Source organism: Anabaena sp. CCY 9613 (genome assembly GCF_963920895.1).
GTDB lineage: Bacteria > Cyanobacteriota > Cyanobacteriia > Cyanobacteriales > Nostocaceae > Cyanocohniella.
Genome location: NZ_CAWUDE010000004.1, coordinates 356,684 through 379,893 on the forward strand (window position 1 = coordinate 356,684; position 23,210 = coordinate 379,893).

A 23,210-nucleotide genomic window follows, 5' to 3' on the forward strand; every position below is an offset into this window, starting at 1 on the left:
TACTTGAATCCATGAATTTCGCTATATTGATATTAAGTGCTAATTGATATCGGTGTATAGATGAATTGCGATCGCCTTCTGAAGATACTCATAATTGATTAAGTGTATTGTATAATAAATTACTTTATTTCCGAGATGCGATCTCCCTAAATTTCAATCATTGATATTATCTAAGGTAGTAAATTATAACTTAGATGATATATTGATGAAATTTATTAATTCTTTAACTTCTTTTAAGGCTCTCGAATTTTGTTTAATAAGATTATTAGTTATTTTCTGCTGTTCTATAAGTTGTATTTTAGTAGATTCTAATTCTTGTTGCAGCTTGAGTAACTGCGATTCTATATTTTCGCATTTAGAGCTACTAATATTTGCTTGAAAGCCTAAATGTGAATTAAGAATAAAATTTTGTTGGATTATTGCCCACTTTTGTTTTATTTGCTTAATTTCGTTACTTCGATCAGTACCAAACTTTAATTCTACGAATTTATGTGCAGCAATAGCTTCAATAAAACTTTTACGTAATTCTTCTAACAACTCATTTTGCATAGTTACTAAATTGGTTGCGATTTATTAAAGATTAAACTTTGATATCACTAACTAGCATCCGTATTTATATCAAAAATTGGTTAATAACTGGAAAACAGGTTGATTTGCTGAATTAAGTATTTATATATAGGTGATTTTAGCTGTTAGCCTAGCATAGTAATTACTGAAGAAGTATTTTATTTATAAGGTTGGTTTAGGGTGTGTTTTCAGGCAACACAATGTACAAAATAAATTTTATTAGCTATGTTTATAAACTAACTCCATTTTCAACTTCTCAATCTCCATTTTCAACCTTTCATTCTCCAACCTCAATCTCCCATTCTCCTCCCTAATCACCTCAACTTCATTCCGTTTACTCAAAGCCTGATTAATCGCTAACTTCCGCATATCTAGCGAAAACCAACGTTGATAGGTTTGTGTATGCACTTGCACACTATGCCCCAAATTATCCGCCGCTGCTTTAATTGGTATACCTAAAATATGCGCCCGAATCGCCCAAGCATGACGTAAATCATAAGGCTTAAAATCTAAACCAATTTTACGAAACCACCAACTAATTCGTTGGGTTAGTGCTGTTATTTCTGCATGATTAGTATTATCCTTTTTGCTAATTGTTTCTGCCAACATCTCTAAATATTTAGGATTTCTTAAATCAAATTCTTCAATCCATTGTTTATGTAACGGTAATGCTTGTCTTTCGCCGGTTTTACAATCTTTATGAACTTTCCAGGTTAAATCTACATTCTCTGGACTTAACCACCAATCAATATCAGGATGAATAAATAATTCCCGTGGACGTAAGCCAAAAACTGCTAACATTCCATATGTCCACCGCCAAAGTTGCCAGCTATCTTTAACGTTTTGATTAACTTGATTGCCTCTATTATTCAAATATTCTTCAAAGTTGATAATTCCTGTAGCTATTTCCGCATCAGTTGGTATATTCCGGGAGTTATTTTCCGGCATTTTAGAATATTGAGATAAATCAATATCAATTTTGAATGCCAGGCAAAATGCAGATATGGCTCTACTTGCATTATATCTTGCCCATTCTTTATCAATTTTCTCAATTGCACTGATTAAATTTTCCGGCGTTGCTAAGTCTTGAGAATTAGTAAATCTTTTAGTACGAGAAAAATAATAAAAAAACGTATGTTCGCTTTTTGTTGTACGTTTGTGAGTTTTAAAATACTCCTCTTCAAATTTTTCTAGTAATTCACCTATAGTCTGAAACTCTTTTTTAATCGCCTCATTTCCTAAATATTTATCGTTCCATTCAAAGGTTTTTCTTGCAATTAACTTTCCTAACTCATAGGCTTCTTCCTCCGCTGTCTTCAGTCCATCTAAGTTAGCGGGAATATTCAAACTGAGGTTGTATTGCTTTCTTCCGGTTCCTTTGGTGTCCTTATCTCCTGGCTTAATTGGTAGAGTCGCCCGTAATTGCAGACTTCCATTTGATTCTCTAATCGTCACCTTAGCCTTTGCAGACTTCAAACGCAGATTTACTTTCTCTAACTCTAATAGTACTTTTGTTCTCATGTGTTCTTTTTGCTGATGTGCTTGCAGACTTGAACCCAGAAAACTGCCGTCGGTAGATGAGAATGGCTCTAAGTCTGCAAAGGCTTGTTGATATTTGTCTTGACCCTGATTATGCATCGCCGTAATTTAGCCTATATTTAGCCTAAAAATAAATGTGTTACCAGTGAACAATGTTCGTAACAGACATTGATTACTACAAACATTAGGCTCATTAAAAGCATTAAACCATAAAAAGAACTACTCCGGCCCTTATCACGGTTATGATGGCTTCGCTATCTTCGCTCGTGACATGGATTTGGCACTCAATAGCCCAACCTGGGGATTAATTGGCGCTCCCTGGAGCAAAAAAGCTGAAGCCAAAGCTAAAGCCAAAGCTACCGCCTAGAGAAATGGAACAGGGATAAGTAGGGACAGCCTGGGGTATTAGCCCCAGGGGGGAGTTGGGAATTCAAGGTTCAAAATTCAAAAGTTAAGAGTTTATTTTGATTTTTGCATTCTGAATTTTGAGTGACATTCCCACTCCCTCCCCACACCCCACCGCAAATTAGTAACGAACGACTTCAGTAAGCTTGGAGATCTAGAAATGCCTCAAAATCCAGAAAATATTCAAGACCACGTTGAGTTATTCCACCAACCGGAATACCAACAACTATTCCAAAACAAAAAGGAATTTGAAAACGGTCACAGCCCCGAAGAAGTTACACGGGTTGCCGAATGGACAAAAGGTTGGGAATATCGTGAAAAGAACTTTGCTCGTGAAGCATTGACCGTTAACCCTGCTAAGGGTTGTCAACCTTTAGGTGCAATCTTTGCTGCTGTGGGTTTTGAAGGCACAATGCCTTTCGTCCAAGGTTCTCAAGGTTGCGTTGCTTACTTCCGTACCCACTTAACCCGTCACTACAAAGAGCCATTTTCTGGTGTGTCTTCTTCCATGACTGAAGATGCGGCTGTGTTTGGTGGTTTGCAAAACATGATTGACGGTTTGGCGAACTCTTACCAACTTTACAAGCCCAAGATGATTGCTGTCTGCACCACTTGTATGGCAGAAGTAATTGGTGATGACTTGCAGTCATTCATCAACAACGCCAAGGATGCTGGTTCAGTTCCTAAAGATTTTCCAGTACCTTACGCTCACACACCTAGCTTTGTTGGTTCCCACATCACTGGTTACGACAACATGATGAAGGGTATTCTTTCTAACCTGACAGCAGGGAAGAAGAAAGAAACCAGCAATGGCAAAATCAACTTCATCCCAGGTTTTGATACCTATGTAGGAAACAACCGGGAAATCAAGCGCATTTCTTCCTTGTTCGGTTTTGACTACACCATTCTCGCTGACAACAGCGACTACCTAGATTCACCCAACACAGGTGAGTTTGATATGTACCCAGGTGGTACAAAGCTAGAAGATGCAGCAGATTCAATTAATGGTAAAGCTACAATTGCTCTGCAAGCATATTCTACCATCAAAACCCGCGAGTACATTGAAAAAGAGTGGAAGCAACCCACTGTAGTTTCTCGTCCTTGGGGTATCAAGGGTACTGATGAGTTCTTGATGAAACTCAGTGAACTAACTGGTCAGCCCATTCCCGAAGAACTAGAAATTGAACGCGGTCGTGCAGTTGATGCCATGACTGACTCTCATTCATGGGTTCACGGTAAGCGCTTTGCTATCTTTGGTGAGCCAGATCTAGTGATCAGCGTAGTTGGCTTTATGTTGGAAATGGGTGCTGAACCTGTGCATATCCTAGTCAACAACACCAACGAAATATTTGAGAAAGAACTCCAAGCTTTACTAGATTCTAGTCCTTTTGGTCAGAATGCAACCATCTGGGGTGGTAAAGACCTATGGCACATGCGTTCTTTGTTGTTCACCGAACCCGTAGACTTGCTGATCGGTAACTCCTACGGTAAGTACCTATGGCGCGACTGTAAGGTTCCCTTCGTCAGAATTGGTTATCCAATCATGGATCGCCACCACTTACACCGCTACAGCACCATCGGTTACCAAGGTGTAATCAACTTGCTCAACTGGATTGTTAATACAATCTTTGAGGAAATCGATCGCAACACCAATATTCCTTCTAAGACCGATATTTCTTACGACTTGATTCGTTAAGAATTGCAGCGTGCTAATCAAGGGTAAGGAGGGGGAGTAAGGGCTAGAGAATAGGGGCTAGAGGCTAGAAAAGAGTTTCTTTCATGCCCCTTGCCTTTAGCCCAATCCCCAACTTACCTTTTTTCTTTTAAACATTTACCTGAGGTATCTAAGATGGAAAGTATCAATCACACTCACTCTCATCACAACTACCATCCACCCAACTATAAAAAACCGGGTTGGTTTCACAATCTTCTCAACCCTTTACGTAGTTTGGTAGATAGAATTCAAGTTAAAAATTATCGTCTCGCTCATCTAATTTGCCAAGTAATTCCTTGCTGTTGCCCTTTTGAGCAAACTATTAGTTTATTTGGCCGGACTGTGCATATTCCTGCTTTGTGCAAACTTAATCCTTTATATGATGAGTTTGTGGGAATGCGTTTTCGGGCTTTATCTTATCTTGCTGATGAATGTGGAGAGGATGTCACGAAGTATATTTGCTAGGCAATGGTCTTGAGTCATTAATGCTCTTGCAAAAGTCAATTTTATGAAAAGTAATCCACAGATGAACACAGATAATAACTGATAAATTATCTGATTTCAATGTGGTAAAGAGAGGATTTTTGCAGGAAGTCTATTACTTAGTGAATAGACGGAGAACTAAATAATTAACACGTCGATCCAGCAAGAGAAGAGAGATGAAAAGTACCCAAGGCAAAATTAACGAGCTGCTGAGTGAGCCAGGATGCGAACATAATCAGCACAAACAAGGTGAGAAGAAGAATAAGTCTTGCACTCAACAAGCCCAACCTGGCGCTGCTCAAGGTGGTTGTGCTTTTGATGGTGCAATGATTGCCCTTGTCCCAATTACTGATGCGGCTCATTTAGTTCACGGGCCGATCGCCTGTGCTGGTAATTCTTGGGGTAGTCGTGGTAGTCTCTCGTCTGGGCCTCTACTCTACAAGACGGGCTTCACTACCGATTTGACAGAAAATGATGTAATTTTCGGTGGTGAAAAGAAGCTCTATAAGGCAATTCTAGAGGTTAAGGAACGCTATAATCCCGCCGCAGTTTTTGTCTACGCTACTTGTGTGACGGCTTTGATTGGTGATGATATGGAAGCTGTCTGTAAGGCTGCGGCTGAAAAAATTGGGACTCCGGTGATCCCGGTAATTGCTCCAGGATTCATAGGGAGTAAGAATCTGGGTAATCGTTTCGGTGGTGAAGCGTTGCTGGAATATGTAGTTGGTACAGCAGAACCGGCACAAACTACGCCTTATGATATTAACTTAATCGGTGAGTACAACATCGCCGGGGAAATGTGGGGAGTCACTCCTCTGCTAGAGAAATTAGGAATTCGCGTATTATCCAAAATAACGGGCGATGCTCGCTACAACGAAGTTCGTTACGCCCATCGTGCCAAGCTCAATGTGATGATCTGCTCTAGAGCGTTGCTGAATATGGCGAGAAAAATGGAGGAACGCTACAACATTCCTTTCATTGAAGAATCTTTCTATGGCATCGATGATATGAATCGTTGTCTGCGAAATATTGCCGCCAAATTGGGTGATGCTGATTTGCAAGAGCGCACTGAACAGTTAATTGCGGAAGAAACAGCTGCCTTAGATTTGGCACTAGCTCCTTATCGCGCTCGACTCAAAGGGAAACGGGTTGTGTTGTATACAGGTGGTGTTAAGAGTTGGTCAATTATCTCAGCAGCTAAGGACTTGGGGATAGAAGTTGTTGCTACCAGTACCAGAAAAAGCACTGAGGAAGACAAAGCCCGCATCAAGAAGTTAATCGGCAACGATGGCATCATGATGGAGAAGGGTAACGCTCAGGAATTGCTGAAACTGGTAAAAGAAACTGGCGCTGATATGTTGATTGCCGGTGGTCGTAACCAATACACCGCTTTGAAAGCGCGGATTCCTTTTCTGGATATCAACCAAGAACGTCACCATCCTTATGCAGGTTACGTGGGAATGGTCGAGATGGCACGGGAATTGTACGAAGCTCTCTATAGCCCGATTTGGGAACAAATACGCAAACCCGCTCCTTGGGAAGAATTGGAACTATGAGGGAGATTTTACGTAATTCGTAATTCGTAATTCGTAATTCGTAATTTATAGGGATTAGGGTTTTCCATTCCATGCTCCCTACTCCCTGCTCCCCACTCCCTACTTATACAGGTATTAATATGGCGATCGTTAATCTTCCTACTAAATCACTTACTGTTAATCCTCTCAAGCAAAGCCAGGCGTTGGGTGCATCTTTGGCCTTTCTGGGATTGAAGGGGATGATACCTTTGTTTCACGGCTCTCAAGGTTGTACTGCCTTTGCCAAAGTTGTGCTTGTACGGCATTTTCGGGAAGCTATTCCCCTAGCCACTACAGCCATGACGGAAGTCACTACTATCTTGGGTGGTGAGGATAATGTGGAACAGTCTATTCTCACTTTGGTTGAGAAGGTTAATCCCGAAATTATTGGTCTTTGTAGTACGGGACTAACGGAAACTAGGGGAGATGATATTGAGCGTTTTCTTAAGGATATCCGCGATCGCCACCCGGAATTAAATCACCTACCGATTGTTTTTGCTCCTACTCCCGATTTTAAGGGGGCGCTGCAAGATGGTTTTGCGGCGGCTGTGGAAAGTATTGTCAAGGAAATCCCTAAGGCTGGTGGTGTCAAAACTGAGCAAGTAACTATTTTGGCTGGTTCTGCTTTTACACCAGGCGATATCCAAGAAATTAAAGATATGGTCACGGCTTTTGGCTTAGTACCTATCTTTGTTCCTGATTTGGGGGCTTCTTTGGATGGTCATCTAGAGGATGGTTATAGCGCAATTACAGCCAGTGGCACTACTTTAAAACAGCTAAGAGAGGTCGGTAGTTCAGCCTTCACCATCGCTTTGGGTGAAAGTATGCGGGGGGCCGCCAAAATCCTGGAGGAACGGTTTAACATCCCTTATGAGGTGTTTGGTGAGTTAACTGGTTTGGAACCAGTGGATGAGTTTTTGCAAGCATTGGCGATTCTTAGCAGCAATAGTGTGCCGGAAAAATACCGTCGTCAACGTCGTCAGTTGCAAGATGCCATGTTAGATACTCATTTTTACTTCGGTGCAAAGCGAGTATCTCTGGCGTTGGAACCGGACTTTTTATGGTCAATGGTTAACTTTCTGCATTCGATGGGCGCACAAGTTCACGCTGCTGTGACAACCACGCGATCGCCTTTGTTGGATAAACTCCCGGTAAAAAGCGTTACCGTCGGTGACCTAGAAGACCTAGAAGAACTAGCAGTAGGGTCTGACCTACTCATTGGTAACTCTAATGTCAATGCGATCGCCAAACGTCTAGAGATACCTCTTTATCGCATGGGTATACCCATTTATGACCGCTTGGGTAATGGGCATTTCACTAAAGTAGGCTATCGCGGGACGATGGAAGTTTTGTTTGGCATCGGCAACTTATTTTTAGAAGCCGAAGAAGAAAGAGTTAAAGATTTATGGGAGTAGGGAAAAAGAGGCAGTGGTGCAGGGGGAAAGACTTTGCACTAGTATCACGATCTTTTTCCTCATCCCCACATATTCAGGAGAACACAATGAAAATTGCCTTTACGACAAGTGACCGGGTTCATATTAATGCTCACTTCGGATGGGCAAGGGAAATTGATGTTTATGAAATCTCCGATGAGGGATATCAATTTCTAGAGACTTTGAAGTTTGAAGGTGACCTTAAAGAAGATGGAAATGAGGATAAAATCACTCCTAAACTTGAGGCGCTAAATGATTGCACCATTGTTTATGTGACGGCAATTGGTGGTAGTGCAGCAGCGCGATTGATCAAGAAAGGTGTAACCCCAGTTAAGGCTAAGTCAGAAGAAGAGGAAATTAGTGAAGTCCTCAATAAGTTAGTGAAAACTCTTAAAGGTAATCCTCCACCTTGGTTGCGGAAGGCTTTAAGACAAACAACCCCAAACTTTGCTGATTAAGTTGAAATTGAAGTAGTGGTATGAGTGTAAATAATAGTGTTAACGGAACTCCCAATACAGAAATCTTGGAATCTCCTTTTCTCAAGATATTGATCCAACAAATTCGGGGTCAAGATACGTATGGATTTTATCGTAATTGGTCGAATGAATTAATTCTCAAACCTTTTGTTGTTACTAAACAAAAGAAACGAGAAATTTCTCTTGAGGGTGAGGTTGACCCCATGACTCAAGCACGGATTATGGCATTTTTCCGAGCTGTCGCCGCAGGTATTGAACAGGAAACTGGTTTGATATCTCAGGTTGTGATTGATTTGAGTCATGAAGGTTTTGGCTGGGCATTAGTCTTTTCTGGTCGTCTTTTACTAGCGATGAAAACCTTACGTGATGCTCATCGTTTTGGTTTTGATTCTCTAGAAAAATTGGCAGAAGAAGGTGAAAACTTTGTGCAAAAGGGAATTGATTTAGCTAAAAGGTTTCCTGAGGTTGGAAAGCTTTAAATCTGGCGATTAGAATCGCGGCTATACAGGCTAAACCCTCGGCTCGCAAGAGCTTCGCCGAACGTCCTATGCGGGTTGCTTTTTACTAGTTTGCATGGGCGGACTTAGTTTGTGTAGCCGCAACTTCAGTCGCTTGGTACTCAAAAATCGCAAGTTTTTTAAATTAGGAGTAATGGATGGTGCAGGCGGAAGAAACAAATATTGAGGAACTGAAAACCAAAATCAAGAAGCTCAATAGTAAAGCAGGTCAGATGAAGATGGATCTGCATGATTTAGCAGAGGGTCTACCGACAGATTACAAAACACTTATGGATGTTGCGGCTGCAACTTATGAAATTTATCGTCAGCTAGATGAACTTAAGCAACATCTGAAAAAATTGGAGAATACTAAATGACTGGCACCATTGATGAATTCAAGAAACTCGTAGATGCAGAAGAATTTTTGCAGTTTTTTAATCTGCCCTACGACCAACAATTTGTGAATGTAAATCGTCTGCATATTTTGAAGAAATTTGCTCAATTTATCAGTCAAATTGATGACGCTGCTCCTGATTTAAATCCAGAAGAAAGACTTGAACAATATTCTTTGGCTTTGCAAAAAGCTTATGACTTATTTCTAGAATCAACACCCCATGAACAAAAGCTGTTCAAAGTGTTTAACGATAAGCCAAAGAATGTAGTCACTCTGACAGAAATCACTTCTGATTAGGAGGTAAAAAGTGATCAACCTAACGCCTACCGAATTAGAACGCTATAGTCGCCAAATGATGCTCCCAAATTTTGGCGAACTAGCTCAAAAACGCCTGAAGTCAGCGACAGTTCTGGTTACGGGTGTGGGGGGATTAGGCGGTACGGCGGCGCTTTACTTAGCAGTAGCGGGCGTTGGGCGGCTAATCTTAGTCCGGGGTGGTGATTTGCGCTTGGATGATATGAATCGTCAGATTTTAATGACTGATGATTGGGTAGGTAAACCCAGGGTATTCAAAGCTAAAGAAACTCTGGAATCTATCAATCCTGAGATCCAAGTGGAAACAGTTCATGATTACATCACCTCGGACAATGTGGACTCGTTAGTGCAATCGGCTGATATGGCTTTGGACTGCGCCCACAATTTTACGGAACGCAACTTGTTGAATGCAGCTTGTGTGCGTTGGCGTAAACCAATGGTGGAAGCAGCAATGGACGGGATGGAGGCTTATTTAACCACGATTATTCCTGGTGTGACTCCTTGTTTATCTTGTCTATTTCCAGAAAAGCCGGAATGGGATCGACGTGCTTTTTCCGTGCTGGGCGCTGTTTCTGGGACATTGGCTTGTCTGACGGCTTTGGAAGCAATCAAGTTGATTACTGGTTTTAGTCAACCTTTATTATCACAATTGTTGACCATTGACCTGAATCGGATGGAATTTGCCAAGCGCCGTTCGCAACGCGATCGCTCTTGTCCAGTATGCGGTAATACTGCCCCCTGGAGATACGGACAGTCCCAATCTGTAGTCACAAGTCATTAAATAACTCACACAAATTCCTTCACTTGCAATCAGAACAATAATCGCTACAAATCAGGAGACTTGATGAGCGTTACTTTGACAGAAAAAGCAGAATTTCGTCTGCGAGCCTTTTTAGGAAGTTCAAGCCCCGATAATAATGACGCTAAAAAGGGTATCCGTGTCTCTGTGAAAGATGGTGGTTGCAGTGGCTATGAGTATGGAATTGATGTCACCAGCAATCCCCAAGCAGATGATTTGGTAATCCAGCAAGGTAAAGTGCTGGTTTATGTAGATGCCAAAAGTGCGCCTTTACTAGAAGGGGTGGTAATCGATTTTGTCGACGGGGTAATGGAAAGTGGCTTTAAGTTCACCAACCCCAACGCCAGCGATACCTGCGGTTGTGGTAAATCCTTCACAGCAGGTGATTGTACCCCTACCGGCATACCTTGTAGCTAAGAACTACTTGCAGACGAACTCCGCACTACTTATCGAAGTTGAATGAGGGAGATTTGTCAACTTCGAGAACACAATCTCAGTCTTATAATCCTTGAGGAGAATCGGAAAATGGCTACCTATCAAGTTAGATTAATCAGCAAAAAAGAAAACATCGATACCACCATTGAAGTGGATGAAGAAACCACAATTTTGGAAGGAGCAGAAGAAAATGGTATTGAGTTACCTTTCTCTTGTCATTCCGGTTCTTGCTCTAGTTGTGTCGGTAAAGTAGTTGAAGGTGAAGTTGATCAATCTGATCAAATCTTTTTAGATGACGAGCAAATGTCTAAAGGATTCGCCTTACTTTGTGTTACTTATCCTCGTTCTAATTGCACAATTAAGACTCATCAAGAACCATATCTTGTGTAAGGTTTTGCTTTAATCGCTACACTAGCAATATTTGAAATTTAGAAGCATGAAGGATATTCATTATCCTTCATTTTTGTTTATGTAGGAATCCTAAATGAGTAGGTAAATGCCTAAAATCTTTGCTGGATAAGAAATAAGGGCATTTTTATTTGGCGTTTCTTGTATTTGCTTCCCTATCCGCCCACCTTAATTAAGCTCATAAAATCGCGTTGCTCCCGCAAAGGCTTGAGTTATGTAAAAGTAATAGTGCAAACTTAGAAGTATGAACTATGACTACTCAAGGTGTATCTCCAGGCTTACTCAATCCATTTCAACTGGGAGATTTAACACTAAAAAATCGCGTAGTTATGGCTCCCATGACACGCTCAAGAGCAGGTGTTACACGTATGCCCAATGCACTGATGGCAGAGTATTACGTTCAGCGTGCTGCGGCAGGATTAATTATCACAGAAGCAACTGTCATTTCTCATCAGGCCAATGGTTGGGAAAATACGCCAGGTATTTATTCACCAGAGCAAGGCGAAGCTTGGAAAGAGATTGTATCTGCTGTTCATGCTCAGGGAACGCCGATTTTTCTCCAATTATGGCACTGTGGCCGGGCTTCACACAGTAGTTTTCAAGAAAATGGTCAACTACCAGTAGCACCATCTGCAATTAAGATAAATGGGGATTCCATTCACACCCCTAATGGTAAACAATCCTATGAAATTCCACGGGCGCTGGAAACGGATGAAATACCATTAATCGTGGAGGATTATCGTCAAGCAGCTCAAAGAGCAAAAGCAGCAGGGTTTGATGGTGTTGAAATTCACGCCGCAAATGGTTATTTAATTGATGAATTTCTACAATCCAAAACGAATCAACGAACTGACCAGTGGGGAGGAAATGTGCAAAATCGCTATCGTTTCCTCAAAGAAATTGTTGAGGCGATTTTGACCGTATGGCCCTCAAATCGGATTGGAGTCCGCTTATCTCCTAATGGTGCTTTCAATGATATGGGTTCTCCAGATTACCGAGAAACTTTTCTCTATATAGCTGAACAACTAAATACTTATGGGTTAGCTTATCTTCATCTACTTGATGGGCTAGCCTTTGGCTTTCACGAATTAGGGACACCCATGACATTAGCGGAGTTCCGAGATGTGTTTACAGGGACACTCATGGGTAACTGTGGCTATAGCCAAGAACAGGCAGAAGTAGCCATTAAAAGTGAAATCGCCGATTTGATAGCCTTTGGTCGTCCGTTTATCAGCAATCCTGACTTGGTGGAACGTTTTACCAATAACTGGCCACTGAATCCGCCTGCCGAAATGAAAGACTGGTATTCCTTTGTACCATCCGGATATATCGATTTTCCCACTTATCAGGAATCTTCAATAAAATAATTCCCGTAGTGGACTGACACAGCTAAAATAGTGTATTAAATGTAGGTTGAGTTGACATAGGAAACCCAGCATCATTGGCAGAGTTGGGTTTGCCTACGGCACGCTACGCGAACGCAAAGCCTCAACTCAACCTACAATTTTTGGATCTTATTTAATTGATGCATTCCGTCTTTAGATAACGTCGGGAGTTTTGAGGCGATCGCAACAATAAATAGGCACAGGGAATAAAGTAAAGGGCAAGAATGGTTGCACCACCTACACCGCCAGCAATCACTACTGCTAGAGGGGGCCAAAATCCACCACCGGCGAGAATGAGGGGAATAAAGCCTGTCATTGTGGTGAATGTGGTTGTGAGGACATGGCGCGTGGTGTGGATGACGGTTTCCACCATCGCTGGGCGATTGCCTGTCTGGGCTAAGGCATCACTTTTTAAGGCAGTGAGAACGGTAATTGAATCATTCACGGCGACGCCAATTAGTCCTACTGTGCCGATGATGGGGTTGAAGCCAAAGGGATAGCCGAACAGCCACACCGATAATCCGCCCCCACCGATGGCAAGAATGGCCACAATCCCAATCAAACCTGCAAGGGCAAAGGAATTCATCGAAAGTACAAGAGTTACCACCAGGGCAATTCCTAGGACAATGCCATAGCCGAGTAGTCCGCCAGTGGCACTGTTACGTTCTTCTTCTTCACCACCAAATTCGAGGCTGTAGCCTGGGGGTAGGGAGAAAGAGTTTTGCAACCGTTGGCGAAAATCAGCAAGAGCGTTGGCAGGTAAAGTTCCTGCGGTGAGATACCCCTGGACGGTGCTGACTCTGCGACCGTTTTGGCGAGTGATGGCGGCATTTTTGGGGATCACATTGAGTTTGCCGATGGTTTCTAACGGGATGTAGCCATTGCGATTGCTTGATAGAAGATTCACCGATTGCAATTGGCTCAAGTCAGCGCGTTCGCCTCTGGCGGGGCGTAGCCCATCGCTATTACTGAGGCGCACTCTTACAGGCACTTCTTCGGTATCTTCTAAAATCGTGCCACCAGTGACCCCTTCGGTGATAATTTGCAATTGCTGGGAAATTTCTCGACGGCTCAAACCCAGCGATCGCGCTTCTGGTTCGTCAATATTAAAGGCGAGTTGGGGTAGCACATCGTTGAGGCGACTACGAACATGAGTAATGGTAGGAACTTCTGCCAAAATTGCCCGGACTTGCACACTTAATTGTTGGAGGCGCTCAACATCAGAGCCGTAAATTCGTAACTCAATCGGTGCTTCAAAAGGTGGCCCCTGCTCAAACAGACGCACCAAAGCACGGGCATTAGGGAAGGCGGTGTTAAATTCCGTTTGCAGTTGGTGAATGAAGCCATCGCCAGCAATACCATTCATCTGCACGATAGCACCGGCAAAACTACTCTCGTTCTCACGATTAGTGAGTTGGTTGTAATAGACTTTAGGCGCACTCTTGCCCAAAAACCAATACACTTGTTGAACTTGAGGATGGCGGCGTAAGGTGGCTTCTACCTCTTGTGTGAGGTCTTGAATTTGCCCTAGAGAACTGGCAGGAGGTAATTCTAACTCCACTGTGAATTGTTCACGATCAGCACTGGGAAAGAATTGTAAACTTAAGGTTGTCATTAGACTAAACCCCAGTACAGGCAAAATCAGCGTTAAGGCGATCGCTCGTTTGGGATACCTCAAAGACCACTGCAAAGAACGGCGATACCAGGCGCTTAGTCTAGGATGAGAAAATCCTGTTTGCCACCATCCTTCTTTGCCAATTACACCTTTAGAAGTGAACGAGCGGTGATGATTCCACTGATAAATTTTAGCGGTAATCGCTGGGGAAATCGTCAATGCCACCAACAGCGAAGCCAACACTGCCACAATCACATTTAAACCAATCGTCCCGACAAATTCACCAGTTGCACCGGGGAGTAGGGCAATGGGTGCAAAGGAGAATACAGTGGTTAATGTCCCGCCCAGCAAAGGAGCGCGGAGATACTGCACGGTTTCTGTGATGGCAGTTTCTAAAGACATTCCCGCTCTCAGGCGAATATTCATTTCATCCACGAGAATAATCGCATTATCAACTAGAATACCCAAGGCCACAATCAGCCCCGTCACCGACATCTGATGTAAGGGAATACCCAACAACCCCATAACAATGAGGGCGATGGCCACCGAAAGCGGTAGCGCCATCTGTACGGACAATGCCTGTTGCCAGCCCATCATAATAATGCAAATGACAAAGAGCAGCAAAGCACCAGACAGTAAATTTGCAATCAGATTATTTAATCGCGCCGTCACATAACGACTCTGATCAAAGACAATCTCTAACTGTATCCCCTGTGGTAAATCAGCCCGAAAGCTATCAATAACCTTCTGTGCTGCCACTGCCCAACGATCCAGACGATATTGTGGCTGGACATAAACACCAACAGCGATGGCAGCTTTACCTGAGGTAAACGCCAATTCTGTGGGCGGTGTAGCAATTCCTTTCTCAATGGTGGCGATGTCTGCTAAAAGACGAAATTCCCGGTTAGATTCACAGTTAGAACAGCCCACGGGTATTTGCTGCAAACGGTTCAGGGTATCTAATTCTCCTTGCACTTCATAGAGTAGGGTATTATCACCGCGAAACTGTCCGGCGGAGGTTTTAGCATCACTTTGTTGAATTTGCCCTGCTAATTCTGCGGCGGTAATTCCCAAACTAGCAAGGGTTTCTGTATTCACATTCACCGTGATTTCTTCTTGGGGGGCGCCAAAAATCTCCACTTCATCTGTGCCAGAGAGCGATCGCAAGGCATTTTTTAACATCTCTGCCCGTCGCCGCAAAATGGCGTAGTTTGGAGCATCAGACTGTTCCCAAGTCAAGGCAGTAAGGAGGGCATAGGCACGCACTTCTCCTTCATCTAATTTAGGTTCACTGGCTTCACTGGGTAATTCCCCTTGCACTTCGCGTAATTTATCCCGCACCCGTGACCAGACTAAGGGTACACGATTCCTGGACACACTATCGAGTAAATCTACAGCAATGGTGGAAACTCCGGCGCGTGAAGTAGATTCATAGGTTTTTACTTCCGGAATTTCGGCAATCTTGACTTCAATGGGATCAGTCACCAGGGATTCGGTGCGCTCGGCGGTTCCTCCTGGCAAAAAAGTAGTAACTAGGGCAAAACGAGAGGTGAGTTCTGGATCTTCCAGTCGCGGTAGTGATTCATAGGTGACGGTTCCCCAAGCCACAATCAGAAAAATCGCCAACAATAGCAAGCGCAAGTTACGAAAGAATAGCCGTGCCATATCTACTCCTTATTCACGATTTGCCCAGAAACCAAGCGGTGAGTACCACTGTTGACAACTTCTTCCCCGGCGACAATGGTGCCGCGTACCAAGACGCGATCGCCTCCGGTATACAAAACTTCTACATCTCGCCGTTCAATGCGATGGGTTTCTCCATCTGGCGCAAGGGCAAAGCAAGACCACAATCCTCTTTCTCCCTTAATTAAGGCGGATGTTGGCAACCAAAATCCCTGGGTAGATACCATTTGTTCCACTTGTAGACGCGCGATTTCTCCTGATGCTGGCATAGTTTGACCTGTACTAACCAATTGCAAAACCACTGTCCGAGTGCGGGTTTGGGGGTTGATCTCTGGTTTATGAGCCAGCACTTGGGCAGCATAAATTTGCTCGCCCACCTGCACCTGTTGACGACTCCCCACCTTCAGGGTCTGCACCACTTGGGGCGGCACACCAATTTCTACTTCAGGGGTGAGATTTTCCACTAGGCGCACGATGGCCTGTCCTGGTTGTACTACACTGCCTTCATCCAAATTTCGTTCTCCGACTACACCACGAAAGGGAGCGCGTAGGGTGCTTTTTTCGATATTGATTTCTACATCGCGGATACTGGCTTGAATTTGCGCCACTGTAGCGTCTTGGGCAGCGATTTGTTCTTGGCGTGTACCGTTCTGCAATGCTTCTAAATCACTCTGAGTAGCAGCGAGGCGATCAGCGAGGGCATCCCGATTAAATGCCACTTCATCCAACTGTTCACGGGAAATTGCTCCTGCTTCGTACAGGGAACGGCGGCGATCGCGGCGAATATTTTCCAGACGCAACCGATTTTCTAAATCTGCCACTTGAGAACGAGCAGCAGCAATGGTTTCTGGGCGTGGCCCGTTCTGCAATTCTCGTAATTCTGCAACTGCACGCGATCGCCCGGCTGTTAATTGCGCTAATTGTGCTTTGAGATTTTGCGTATCTAATCGGGCAATTACTGCGCCTTTTTCGACGGTTTGCCCACGATTGAAGATGATTTCAATGACTTTACCCCCCCGCTCAAAACCCAAATCACTGCGGCGAGTGGCCACTACTTCGCCCGTATAAAAGCGCGTCACCTGGTATGACTGTACTGGCTCCAGCTTGATGACTTGCACTGCTAATGGGGGCGAAACTACCATTTCCTGTCCAGTAGACAACCGTTGATACACCCCCAAGGTGATGGCCGCCACCATCCCACTTGCAATCAGCAGATTTCTCACTCTTATTTTTCTGGGATGCTTCGGAGGCAAGGCGGCCCCATCTTCCATTTCTTGAACTTGGGCTTCCATACGTTGGCCACTCATTTTTGTGCTAGGTTGGCAAGAAGCGTTGCAATACTCAACTAATTTTTATAAAACAAGTTGTATAAACTAAAGGGTATATGCAACTAGTTGTCTATGTCAAGAAAGAATTATGAGCCTAGCCCATGCGATCGCCAGCATTTTGCTCCAGTCACCGCGGACAGGGTACGAACTGAGCAAAGAATTTAATGAAAAAGTCAGTTGCTACTGGCAAGCCACCTCCCAGCAGATTTATCGAGAATTGGCACGAATGCAGGAGAAAGACTGGGTAGAAGTGGAAGTATTACCACAATCGAGTCGTCCCGACAAAAAAATCTATTCCCTCACCGATGTAGGCAAGCAAGAACTGATTTCTTGGATTGCGGAACCCTCCGAACCAACTGCAATCCGTGAAGAATTACTAGTGAAAGTACGCAGTGGGTTTATCGTTCCTGAAGATATCCTCATCCGTGAAATTGAACGCCGCAAGCAACTCCATCAGCAAAAACTGGATTATTATCGCTCCGTTGAACCAGAATTTGGCGATTTGGATCATCTGTCTCGTCCTCAACGACACCTCTATCTCACCCTGCGAGCTGGTATTCGCTACGAAACTATGTGGATTGAATGGTGCGATGAAGCGATCGCCTCGTTGTTAATGTGATCTGCCAACAAATACCTCAAGGGATCGCCGAATAAACAGGTTTTTCCCCACTCCCTACTCCCTATTGCCCACGCCAGCTATGAAAAATCAAAGCTGATTACAATAGTGTAGAGAGATGAAAAATTATTGCCTGTTCATCAAGTAGCTGACAAACAGAGGTAATATGGCTCATTTAGATATTCGTCGCCGGGAAAATGTCAACGGCGATTTTTATGTAGATACTACTTGTATTGATTGTGATACATGTCGCTGGATGGCATCTCAAGTATTTTCTCGTATTAATCAACAGTCGGCAGTATATCACCAGCCACAAAACGAAGTAGAAAGATTAGCCGCACTCCAAGCCCTTTTAGCTTGTCCGACTAATTCTATCGGCACAGTTGAGAAGCCACACGATATCAAAGTTGCTCAACAAAGTTTTCCAATTTTAGTCGCTGAAAATATCTATCACTGTGGTTATCATTCAGAAAAATCTTACGGTGCTGCTAGTTATTTAATTCAACTTGCCGAAGGTAACATTTTAGTGGATTCTCCCCAGTTTTTATCACCTTTAGTCAAGCGTATTGAAGACATGGGGGGAATTAATTATATGTACTTAACTCATAGAGATGATGTAGCAGATCATCAAAAATTTGCTGAACATTTCCAGTGTCAGCGCATTCTCCACACTGATGAAATTACTGCGGATACTCGCAATGTAGAAATCCAATTAACTGGAAAAGAACCATTTGCTCTAACTCCCAATTTGCTAATTATCCCCGTTCCTGGTCATACCAAAGGACATACAGTTTTACTGTACAAAAATAAATTTTTATTCACAGGCGATCATCTTGCTTGGTCAGAAAATCTGCATCAGTTGGTAGCATTTCACGATGTTTGTTGGTATTCTTGGGCAGAACAAATAAAATCAATGTATCAGTTAGCTAATTACTCGTTTGAGTGGGTACTACCTGGTCATGGACGGAGATTTCATGCTGATGCTGACACCATGCGTCAGCAGATGAACAAGTGTATTGAGTTCATGGAATCAATGAATTAAGTGAGAGCTTCAAGAAGCAATAAAGCCTTAAAATCATAACTGAAGACTGTTGCTCTTACCTAAATGAATACTCAAACACGCTCCAATTCTCCAGATATTTACGCGATTTTGCATCAAACTCAATGCTTACGAGTTAGCGATGGAGAAATTAAACCCGTTTTAGATGGTTGCTCGAATACTTCAAAGTTACTCGTACTTATTTGGTCACAGTTGGGAGATTTTGATAATTTAGAATACGCTTGGTGGCTGCGAAGAGAAAAAGAAAACATTGCAGCCAGAGGAATTACAATTCGTGCTATTGGAATTGGAAACCGCAATTCTGGGATCAAGTTTTGTGAATATACAGGATTTCCCCAAGAATGGTTGTTTGTGGATGCAAAAGCTGACATTCACGCTACTTTAGGGCTTTATCGTGGTTTAAATGTACAATTCCCAATGTTATCAACGTCAAAAAAAGCATGGCTGAATTTAATGCTCATGTGTGCTGGAATTGGTAGTCCTGGAACTTTGAAGGAAGTTTTTCGGGGTTATAAAGGTGATAAAAAAGCTCCTCAATTAATTGCTGATGAGGAAGTTATCAGAGATACACCTTTACCACCAATGAAAGGTTCATTTTTCCAAGCTGCTGGAGGAACAGGCTTTCAGCGTCCTTTTGAACTAGCAACTCTGCGCCTGCGAAACATGACCGAAGTTTTGAGCAACTGGAATACTTATGTACCAGATTCATCTTATTTGACACAACGGGGAGGAACTTTTCTATTTGATTCTCAAGGTAAATTAATTTATGAACATCACGATCGCGGTATTCTTGGTTTTGCCGAAAATATGAGCAATCCCTTATCTTTTTTGGATAAATAATTCAATAAAGGCTGTCAGAAACTGATGATTACGTAATAAGTCTACCTAAATATTTAAGAATTTTTAAAACTCCAAATAAATTGTTTAGATGTTGCGATCGCGTGGCAAATATATCGGAAATACCATACAGGTTACCCAAAGTTTTGACAAACAAAAAGCTGCTACCATTGGTGATCATGCCATACAGAGGTTGTTCTGGATTGGGATGAACTGCCATGTAAGCTAATGTTTGGGGAATTGCTAATTCTAAATCAAAGGTTGTCTTTTTTGACTCAATTAAAACAATCCAAAATCTAGCTTGCAAAACTAAAACATCAATTCTTCCTCGTAAAATTTCTTCATTATCTCCTTGTGCTGCAATTTCAACTGATACCTCGGTTTTAAATCTATAAGGTGCTGGATAAAAACCTGCAAGTTCAAGTAATGGTGATAACACAACCATTTTGACAGTTTCTTCTAAAAGATTTCCATAGGAGATTTGATATAAATAGTTTTGTCGAACTTGTTCTAATCTTGCTTGCTCTGCTTCATTTAAGGCTGGTAAATCAACCATCCATTCGGTAAAAAATTGGCTATCACTACTTAGTGTTAACCCTAGTTTTTCCTCGACTTGGCGAAGAGTGGTAATTTTTTCTGCAATGGCTATGCTTGTAGTCATATTGAATTTCCTGGAAGTGATACCTGCCAGTAGGATAGCCTGTACACAAGATTAAATGAACTTTTGAGTAAATTGTACAAAATTTTCGACAATAGGCGTTAAATTGCCTTGCTGCCAGATTACAGCAGTTTCTATTACAGGTACTTCTTCTAGTATGGGAAGATAAACTACACCAGACCTTTGCAGATTTTGTAGAGAAGATGGTGTAATGGCCACGCCTATTCCAGCCGATACTAATCCAATAATTGTTTGCATTTGAATCGCTTCTTGAGTAATATTAGGCGGGAAATTTTCCTGCTGAAAAAGACTCATGATGCGATCATAAAGTCCTGGTGCTAAATAACGGGGAAACATGATTAAAGGTTCACTTAAGAGCGATCGCACACAGATGTGTTCTTGTTGAGCCATTGAATGAGTTGACGACAAAGCCACAACTAAGGTTTGCCTGTGAATACACTGATAAGATAGTGTGTCATCTTCCAAAGGTGGATGTGCAAAACCCACATGAATCCGGGAATCTCTCAGTGCTTGCTCCTGTTGACTTGTAGTTAACTCTAGTAAAACTAGTTCTACTTCCAGAAATTGCTGGCGAAATTCTCGCAAAATCAAAGGTAATAAGTCATAAATTACCAAACTAGTAAATCCTATTCTCAGTTGACCTGTTTCACCTCTGCCAATTTTTTGAGTCAGCGCTACGGCTGTTTCTAGTTGCACCAGTAGTTGATAAGCCTCTTGTAAAAAAACTTTACCAGCTGCTGTTAGCTGTACTTGGCGCTTAGTTTGGCGATGAAAAAGTTTTACTCCTAATTCTGCTTCTAGTTGCTGAATTTGTTGGCTCAGAGGTGGTTGTGCTATGTGCAGTCTTTGGGCGGCTTTAGTGAAATGTAGTTCCTCAGCTACAGCAATAAAGTAGCGCAGGTGTCGTAGTTCCATATTTTTGATATTTTATAAGTCTCAATTTTTAATAAATATATATTGGACATCTTAAAAAAGTCTACATATGATACTCGTACAGTGAATGAGTGAAAAAACATGTCAGAAAATTTTAGAAGTAAAGTTGTCACACAAGGGGTGCAGCGATCGCCTAATCGGGCTATGCTGCGAGCAGTGGGTTTTCAGGATCAAGACTTTAACAAAGCAATTGTGGGTGTGGCTAATGCTTACAGCACCATCACTCCCTGTAACATGGGGATTAATCAACTAGCACTCATAGCTGAAGCGGGAATTAAACAAGCTGGGGCAATGCCGCAAATGTTCGGCACAATTACTATTAGTGATGGGATTTCTATGGGTACAGAAGGGATGAAATATTCCCTAGTGTCACGAGAAGTAATTGCTGACTCCATTGAAACCGCCTGTAATGGTCAAAGTATGGATGGTGTAATTGCCATCGGTGGCTGTGATAAAAATATGCCAGGGGCCATGATTGCCATGGCCCGGATGAATATCCCGGCTATCTTTGTTTACGGTGGGACAATTAAACCCGGACACTACAACGGTAAAGATTTAACAGTTATCAGTTCTTTTGAAGCTGTAGGCCAATATAGCGCTGGGAAGATTGATCAAGAAGAACTATTAGCAGTCGAACGTCAAGCTTGTCCTGGTGCTGGTTCTTGCGGTGGAATGTACACAGCTAATACTATGTCTTCAGCTTTTGAAGCCATGGGCATGAGTTTGCCTTATTCTTCCACAATGGCGGCGGAAGATGATGAAAAAGCCCATAGCACTGAAGAATCAGCCAAGGTATTGGTAGAAGCAATTCGTCATCAACTGTTACCCCGGCAAATTATCACCCGCAAATCTATCGAAAATGCGATTTCTGTAATTATGGCTGTGGGTGGTTCAACTAACGCCGTGTTACATTTTCTAGCGATCGCTCATGCGGCTGGTGTAAAACTTAATTTAGATGACTTTGAAACTATCCGCGATCGTGTCCCTGTTTTATGTGATTTAAAACCCAGTGGTAGATACGTCGCCACAGATTTACACAAAGCTGGTGGTATTCCCCAAGTGATGAAAATGCTATTGGTGCATGGATTACTTCACGGTGACTGTATCACCATCACAGGTCAAACCATCGCCGAAATTTTAGCAGATATACCCGATGAACCACCAAGCAATCAAGATGTGATTCGGACTTGGGATAACCCAATGTATGCTCAAGGTCACTTAGCTATTCTCAAGGGAAATCTCGCTACAGAGGGAGCAGTGGCTAAAATTACCGGGGTAAAAAATCCTAGCATTACTGGCCCCGCACGGGTTTTTGATTCCGAGGAAGAATGCTTAGATGCCATTCTTGCAGGTAAGATTCAAGCCGGTGATGTTCTCGTGATTCGTTACGAAGGCCCTAAGGGTGGCCCTGGGATGCGGGAAATGCTAGCACCTACCTCAGCCATTATTGGTGCGGGTTTGGGTGATACTGTCGGGTTAATTACTGATGGACGTTTTTCCGGTGGTACTTACGGGATGGTAGTAGGACATGTTGCCCCTGAAGCTGCCGTTGGTGGTGCGATCGCTCTGGTGGAAGAAGGCGATCGCATTACCATCGATGCTCATTCTCGCTTGTTACAAATAAACATTGACGATGGAGAATTAGCCAATCGCCGCGCCCAATGGCAACCCCGTCCACCCCGTTATCCAAAAGGCATCTTAGCAAAATATGCTAAGTTAGTTTCCTCTAGCAGTGTTGGTGCTGTCACAGACTTAGAGGACTAGCTGACAAGAGATGCTCAAATCTCCGAGTTTGTAGAACTAAGCCAGCGACTAGTAATTGCTTGTAAAGAACCATTTTCAGACATCCGCAGCAATTCAATATTGAGGTCTTTTTTTAAAGAACTATCAATAGGTAAGACAAATCCATAAAGCTCAGTTCCTAAAGAAAAGTTGGCTAATTTGAAGTTTAGTTCAGGATTTTGAGCCAGGTAATATTCCATTAATAGGTGTACATGGTCTGCTTCACCATTGAACTCCAACAACTCACAGTCCC

The 23,210-nt window shown here is 42.8% G+C and carries 22 protein-coding genes and 2 pseudogenes; 17 read left to right on the top strand and 7 right to left on the bottom strand.

Going from position 1 to position 23,210, the window contains the following annotated elements:
- Positions 1-183: 183 nt before the first annotated feature.
- Complete coding sequence (locus ACM0OT_RS07040) at positions 184-549, bottom strand: hypothetical protein (protein WP_414563674.1); 366 nt, start codon at positions 547-549, stop codon at positions 184-186.
- A gap of 237 nt (positions 550-786) precedes the next feature.
- Positions 787-2,205 carry a site-specific integrase gene (locus ACM0OT_RS07045; protein WP_414563675.1) on the bottom strand — a complete coding sequence of 473 codons (1,419 nt, stop codon included), beginning with the start codon at positions 2,203-2,205 and terminating at the stop codon, positions 787-789.
- Positions 2,206-2,314: 109 nt separating this feature from the next.
- Between ACM0OT_RS07045 and ACM0OT_RS07050 the strand changes: the two are divergent.
- The 13 genes and pseudogenes from ACM0OT_RS07050 to ACM0OT_RS07110 all read left to right on the top strand — a co-directional run.
- A pseudogene (locus tag ACM0OT_RS07050) lies at positions 2,315-2,473 on the top strand (nitrogenase molybdenum-iron protein alpha chain); the annotation flags it as partial.
- 198 nt (positions 2,474-2,671) lie between these two features.
- On the top strand, positions 2,672-4,207 hold the full coding sequence (gene nifK / locus ACM0OT_RS07055; protein WP_414563676.1) for a nitrogenase molybdenum-iron protein subunit beta: 1,536 nt from the start codon (positions 2,672-2,674) through the stop codon (positions 4,205-4,207).
- 153 nt (positions 4,208-4,360) lie between these two features.
- On the top strand, positions 4,361-4,690 hold the full coding sequence (locus ACM0OT_RS07060) for a Mo-dependent nitrogenase C-terminal domain-containing protein (protein ID WP_414563677.1): 330 nt from the start codon (positions 4,361-4,363) through the stop codon (positions 4,688-4,690).
- 194 nt (positions 4,691-4,884) lie between these two features.
- Positions 4,885-6,264, top strand: coding sequence for a nitrogenase iron-molybdenum cofactor biosynthesis protein NifE (gene nifE / locus ACM0OT_RS07065; RefSeq protein ID WP_414563678.1), 1,380 nt, complete (start codon positions 4,885-4,887; stop codon positions 6,262-6,264).
- A gap of 119 nt (positions 6,265-6,383) precedes the next feature.
- Positions 6,384-7,697 (top strand): nitrogenase iron-molybdenum cofactor biosynthesis protein NifN, encoded by a 1,314-nt coding sequence (nifN, locus tag ACM0OT_RS07070; protein WP_414563679.1) that lies wholly within the window; start codon positions 6,384-6,386, stop codon positions 7,695-7,697.
- Positions 7,698-7,783: 86 nt separating this feature from the next.
- Positions 7,784-8,173: a nitrogen fixation protein NifX gene (gene nifX / locus ACM0OT_RS07075; protein ID WP_414563680.1), complete on the top strand. Its 390-nt coding sequence runs from the start codon at positions 7,784-7,786 to the stop codon at positions 8,171-8,173.
- Positions 8,174-8,193: 20 nt separating this feature from the next.
- Entirely contained in the window at positions 8,194-8,670 is a 477-nt protein-coding gene (locus ACM0OT_RS07080; protein WP_414563681.1) for a NifX-associated nitrogen fixation protein, read from the top strand.
- 176 nt (positions 8,671-8,846) lie between these two features.
- Entirely contained in the window at positions 8,847-9,065 is a 219-nt protein-coding gene (locus tag ACM0OT_RS07085; RefSeq protein ID WP_414545143.1) for a CCE_0567 family metalloprotein, read from the top strand.
- Positions 9,062-9,379, top strand: a complete 318-nt coding sequence (gene nifW, locus ACM0OT_RS07090; RefSeq protein WP_414563682.1) for a nitrogenase-stabilizing/protective protein NifW — start codon at positions 9,062-9,064, stop codon at positions 9,377-9,379. The genes ACM0OT_RS07085 and nifW overlap by 4 nt, the downstream gene beginning before the upstream one ends.
- A gap of 10 nt (positions 9,380-9,389) precedes the next feature.
- A complete protein-coding gene (locus ACM0OT_RS07095) occupies positions 9,390-10,178 on the top strand; it encodes a HesA/MoeB/ThiF family protein (protein ID WP_414563683.1) in 789 nt (262 codons plus the stop codon).
- A 63-nt stretch (positions 10,179-10,241) separates the two neighbouring features.
- Positions 10,242-10,613 carry a HesB/IscA family protein gene (locus tag ACM0OT_RS07100; RefSeq protein WP_414563684.1) on the top strand — a complete coding sequence of 124 codons (372 nt, stop codon included), beginning with the start codon at positions 10,242-10,244 and terminating at the stop codon, positions 10,611-10,613.
- A gap of 108 nt (positions 10,614-10,721) precedes the next feature.
- A complete protein-coding gene (locus ACM0OT_RS07105) occupies positions 10,722-11,021 on the top strand; it encodes a 2Fe-2S iron-sulfur cluster-binding protein (RefSeq protein WP_414545139.1) in 300 nt (99 codons plus the stop codon).
- Positions 11,022-11,290: 269 nt separating this feature from the next.
- Positions 11,291-12,406: an alkene reductase gene (locus ACM0OT_RS07110; RefSeq protein WP_414563685.1), complete on the top strand. Its 1,116-nt coding sequence runs from the start codon at positions 11,291-11,293 to the stop codon at positions 12,404-12,406.
- 151 nt (positions 12,407-12,557) lie between these two features.
- Here the strand turns inward: ACM0OT_RS07110 and ACM0OT_RS07115 are convergent, their stop codons facing one another.
- Positions 12,558-15,704, bottom strand: coding sequence for an efflux RND transporter permease subunit (locus ACM0OT_RS07115; protein WP_414563686.1), 3,147 nt, complete (start codon positions 15,702-15,704; stop codon positions 12,558-12,560).
- A gap of 2 nt (positions 15,705-15,706) precedes the next feature.
- Positions 15,707-17,029 (bottom strand): efflux RND transporter periplasmic adaptor subunit, encoded by a 1,323-nt coding sequence (locus tag ACM0OT_RS07120; RefSeq protein WP_414563687.1) that lies wholly within the window; start codon positions 17,027-17,029, stop codon positions 15,707-15,709.
- 109 nt (positions 17,030-17,138) lie between these two features.
- On the opposite strand from ACM0OT_RS07120, the gene ACM0OT_RS07125 reads away from it, so the two are divergent.
- The 3 genes from ACM0OT_RS07125 (at position 17,139) to ACM0OT_RS07135 (ending at position 19,566) form a co-directional block, all read left to right on the top strand.
- Complete coding sequence (locus tag ACM0OT_RS07125; protein WP_414563688.1) at positions 17,139-17,669, top strand: PadR family transcriptional regulator; 531 nt, start codon at positions 17,139-17,141, stop codon at positions 17,667-17,669.
- A 163-nt stretch (positions 17,670-17,832) separates the two neighbouring features.
- Positions 17,833-18,708, top strand: coding sequence for an MBL fold metallo-hydrolase (locus ACM0OT_RS07130; RefSeq protein ID WP_414563689.1), 876 nt, complete (start codon positions 17,833-17,835; stop codon positions 18,706-18,708).
- Positions 18,709-18,771: 63 nt separating this feature from the next.
- Complete coding sequence (locus ACM0OT_RS07135; protein ID WP_414563690.1) at positions 18,772-19,566, top strand: peroxiredoxin-like family protein; 795 nt, start codon at positions 18,772-18,774, stop codon at positions 19,564-19,566.
- 28 nt (positions 19,567-19,594) lie between these two features.
- Here ACM0OT_RS07135 and ACM0OT_RS07140 read toward each other — a convergent pair whose 3' ends face one another.
- Positions 19,595-20,224, bottom strand: a complete 630-nt coding sequence (locus tag ACM0OT_RS07140) for a type I restriction endonuclease (protein ID WP_414563691.1) — start codon at positions 20,222-20,224, stop codon at positions 19,595-19,597.
- 51 nt (positions 20,225-20,275) lie between these two features.
- Entirely contained in the window at positions 20,276-21,157 is an 882-nt protein-coding gene (locus ACM0OT_RS07145; RefSeq protein ID WP_414563692.1) for a LysR family transcriptional regulator, read from the bottom strand.
- 99 nt (positions 21,158-21,256) lie between these two features.
- Here ACM0OT_RS07145 and ilvD point away from each other — a divergent pair, with 99 nt between their 5' ends.
- Positions 21,257-22,939: a dihydroxy-acid dehydratase gene (gene ilvD, locus ACM0OT_RS07150; RefSeq protein WP_414563693.1), complete on the top strand. Its 1,683-nt coding sequence runs from the start codon at positions 21,257-21,259 to the stop codon at positions 22,937-22,939.
- Between the two features lie 14 nt (positions 22,940-22,953).
- Here ilvD and ACM0OT_RS07155 read toward each other — a convergent pair.
- Positions 22,954-23,210 (bottom strand): annotated as a pseudogene (locus tag ACM0OT_RS07155) (hypothetical protein); the annotation flags it as partial.